This window comes from Streptomyces sp. NPDC014727, assembly GCF_043083485.1.
Taxonomy (GTDB): domain Bacteria; phylum Actinomycetota; class Actinomycetes; order Streptomycetales; family Streptomycetaceae; genus Streptomyces.
In genome coordinates, this window is the sequence record NZ_JBIBYR010000094.1 from 1 (window position 1) to 1,032 (window position 1,032).

Here is a 1,032-nt window from a genome sequence, read left to right on the forward strand (position 1 = left end):
GGGTTTTCTGAAGCAGATGTTAATATGAATGCACCGAGTTTATTTACAGATTTATTTTGTATAAGCTATGTCAATCATATGGCAAGAGCTGGATTATTAGCCTATGGTGGTTCTCTTGGCATGAGTATTAGAAAAGATATAAGGGATTATTTTATAGAGGGAATCTCTGAAACGACTAAATTATATGATAAAAGCACACAAGTAATGCTAAATAAAGGGATATTTTTAAGAGCACCCTATATACCTGTTCCAACTGAGACGGATTACATAGACAGTAAAAAGTATTTAGGTGGATTTAATCTATTAAGCGACAAGCGTCCTTTAAATGCAATTGAAATTTCTCACTTATATTTAAATATTCAAACCAATCATATAGGGATGAAAATTAGCCTTGCTTTTGCACAGACTTCGCCATTAAAAGAAGTTCAGGACTTTTTGTTAACTGGTAAAGAGATATCCAAAAAACATATGAAAATTTTTATGGATTCTTTGCTTGGTTGTGATATTGAAGCACCCATGTCACCCGATCATGGTATTTCTGATTCCACGACCCAAACGTTTTCAGACAAATTAATCATGTTCCATATGGCATTACTAAGTGCAAGTGGAACTGGTAACTATGCTACTGCAGCCGCAGCTAGTCAACGCAACGATCTAGCAACTAGTTATGAACGCCTATCCCTTGAAATTGCTACATTTGCAAAGTCGGGAGCCGACATTATGATAAAGAATAATTGGCTTGAACAACCACCAGGAACTAAGGATAAAACGAAGTTAGTGAAAAATAAACATGATGGTCATTAAATGTAAAGCCAACTTAAACCGAAGGGAGGTCATTTATTCAATCGAAGAAGTAAATGATTTAGGGGTATATTAATTTTGGGACACTTAACAAGAGTTGTTTTAAGCCTTATTTTAGCGATTTTATTTAAATTACTTATTTAACTACTCTTATTTAAAAAGCAACGCTTTAAAAAGTGATTATGAAGGTCTAGTGAGCATTAGAGAGGAATTTTATCTCTAAAAATGACC

1 protein-coding gene is annotated in these 1,032 nt (G+C 33.8%); it reads left to right on the plus strand.

Features of this window, described 5'->3' with window-relative positions; all coding sequences use genetic code 11:
• Positions 1–804: DUF3231 family protein (locus ACF1B9_RS38060; protein WP_391795998.1), on the plus strand; the 804-nt coding region annotated here is incomplete at its 5' end.
• Positions 805–1,032 lie beyond the last annotated feature (228 nt).